Origin of the sequence: Streptomyces lonarensis, assembly GCF_012033735.1 — a bacterium.
Taxonomy (GTDB): Bacteria; Actinomycetota; Actinomycetes; order Streptomycetales; family Streptomycetaceae; genus Streptomyces; species Streptomyces lonarensis.
The window spans coordinates 1-2,498 of sequence record NZ_JAAVJD010000409.1; the positions used below are offsets into that span (position 1 = coordinate 1).

A 2,498-nucleotide genomic window follows, 5' to 3' on the forward strand; every position below is an offset into this window, starting at 1 on the left:
CCGCCGCGCGGGCCGACGCCGCGCTGACCGCCCTGCTCGGACCCGGCCACCACGTCCTCCTCACCGCCGACGCCGGCGCCGAGAGCCGCTACCGGCGCTGGCTCGCCGTCCACCGTGGTGCCGTCCGCGCCGTCGTCGGCACCCGCGCCGCGGCGTTCGCCCCCGTCCGGGACCTGGGGCTGCTCGCCCTGTGGGACGACGGGGACCAGAACCACCGCGAGGAGCGGGCACCGCAGCCGCACGCCCGCGAGGTGCTGCTGCTCCGCGCCGTCGCCGCCGGAGCGGGGCTGCTCCTGGGCGGCCACAGCCGGACGGCGGAGGCGGCCCAGCTGGTCACCGGCGGCTGGGCAGGGGAGCTCGCCGCTCCCCGCGCCACCGTCCGCGAGCGGGCACCCGCCGTGCGGACCGTCGAGGAGCGCGACGACGCCCGCGACCCGGCCGCCCGCAGCGCCCGCCTGCCCAGCCACGCCTGGGAGGCGGTGCGCAACGCCCTCACCGAGGGCCCCGTCCTCGTCCAGGTACCTCGGCGGGGCTACGTACCGCGGCTCGCCTGCGACCGCTGCCGCCACCCGGCGGGCTGCGCGCACTGCCCCGGCCCCCTCCAGTCACCGGGAGGCGACGCACCTCCGCGCTGCGCGTGGTGCGGGCGCGACACCGAGGTGTGGCACTGCCCGGAGTGCGGCGGCAGTCGACTGCGCGCCGGCGTCGTCGGCGCCCGTCGGACGGCGGAGGAACTCGGCCGCGCCTTCCCGGCCGTCCCCGTGCGGACCTCCGGGCGCGACCACATCCTCGACACCGTGCCCGACCGGCCGGCGGTGGTCGTGGCCACCCCCGGCGCCGAACCGCGGGTCGAGGACGGCCCCGGCTACGCGGCGGCGCTGCTGCTCGACGGATGGGCGCTGCTCGGCCGACCCGACCTGCGGGCGGGGGAGGAGGCGCTGCGCCGCTGGCTCAACGCGGCCGCCCTGGTGCGCCCCGCACCCGCCGGCGGGTCCGTCGTCGTCGTGCTCGCCGAGCCCACCGCGCGCCCCGTGCAGGCACTGGTTCGCTGGGACCCGGCCGGGCACGCGGAACGGGAGCTGGGGGAGCGCGCCGAGCTGGGGCTGCCGCCGGTCACCCGGCTCGCCGCCGTCACCGGGCCACCCGAGGCGGTGACCCGACTGCTGCGCGCGACCGAACTGCCCTCCAGTGCACAGCTGCTGGGCGCCACCGAACTCGAGCCGCCCCCGGTCCGCGGCCGGCCGCCGCGCCGGGGAGCGGAGCCCCCGCCGGGGGAGGTCTGGCAGCGTGCGCTGGTGCGCAGCCACCCGGCCGACGGCGACGCACTCGCCACGGCGCTGCGCGCCGCCCGTGCGGCACGGCTGGCCCACGGCGACCCGGCGGTCGCCCGCGTCCGTGTCGACCCGGTCGACATCGGCTGACGGGCCCGCGACGGGGCGTCGGCGGACTGCCGGAGGGAGGGCCCGGCGGGAACCGGGCCCACGCGCGGCGGGGTCGACGCGCGGCCGGTCCGTCCGGGGGGCGCGCGTCCCGGTGGGCCGGTCGATGCGTGCGCCGCTCGGGACGCTCCGGTGCTCGTCCCGTCCTGGTCGGCCGGAGGTCGCCGGAACCCGGTGCCCGGCCGGCCAGGACGGCACGCGGACGGTCAGCCGCCCCTCGGCCCCGGCACCACGCCGCGCGTCGCCGCGGGCAGCGGGTGCCGGCCGACGACCTCGCCCAGCTCGGAACCGCCGCGCACCGACTCCGGCAGCTCCTCCAGCGGCTCCTCCATAGGCTGCGGGGCCCCGGACCGCGCGCCGGGGACCGAGGCCGCCATGCGCGGCCGGGCCGCGCCGATGGGCGTGGTGCGCCGCGCGCCGTAGCGGCGGTGGACCGCCTGCTTGGTCACGCCCAGCGCCGAGCCCACGGCGTCCCAGGAGAAGCCGAGCGAACGGTCGAAGTCGACCGCCGCGGTGACCAGCGTCTCGACGCTGTCCCGCAGTTCCTGTGCCAGACGGACGGTCGGCGCCGGAGCGCGGCCGTAGACGACGAAACCGGTGGCGGGACCGGTGCGTCGTGGGCGGTACACGTTCCCCAGCTGCGAGGTGAGGGTCCGCAGCGCGTCCACCTGTCGGCGTACCCGCTCGATGTCCCGCACCAGCAGGTGCAGACTCGCTCGTGCCTGGGCGTCAGGGGTGGCGTGGTCAGCCATCGACAAGCCTCTCCAACCGGCGAAATAGGTTCACGACCGGAGTACGCCCCGGTCAGTCCTCCGTGACCAACGCCTGACCGAACGCACGGTCACGCCCTGCGGGCGCACGGACGGTTTCCGGGGGCGCGAGGCGTTCCGCGCGGCACGCCCCGGCGCGCGACAGCGGCGGGTTACGGCACCCTCCCGCCACATGTGGCGCCCCGCCACCGGTGCCTGGGCCGCCTCCGCCGTCCGGCTGTGGCCGCCCAGGAGCAGCCCCGCTCCGGCGGCGACGGCGCGGAGCAGCAGCACCTCGCGGGCGTGCGGC

General features: G+C 79.1%; 2 protein-coding genes. One reads left to right on the plus strand and one right to left on the minus strand.

Features of this window, described 5'->3' with window-relative positions:
- The coding region (locus HCN56_RS25090; RefSeq protein WP_167974877.1) for a primosomal protein N' at window positions 1–1,421 on the plus strand (1,421 nt) is incomplete at its 5' end.
- 224 nt (window positions 1,422–1,645) lie between these two features.
- Here HCN56_RS25090 and HCN56_RS26830 read toward each other — a convergent pair.
- Window positions 1,646–2,191, minus strand: a complete 546-nt coding sequence (locus tag HCN56_RS26830; RefSeq protein WP_245247022.1) for a hypothetical protein — start codon at window positions 2,189–2,191, stop codon at window positions 1,646–1,648.
- Window positions 2,192–2,498 lie beyond the last annotated feature (307 nt).

Bases quoted from the DNA above. Each gene is read 5' to 3' on its own strand.
- HCN56_RS26830 (WP_245247022.1), bottom strand. From the start codon at position 2,191: ATGGCTGACCACGCCACCCCTGACGCCCAGGCACGAGCGAGTCTGCAC.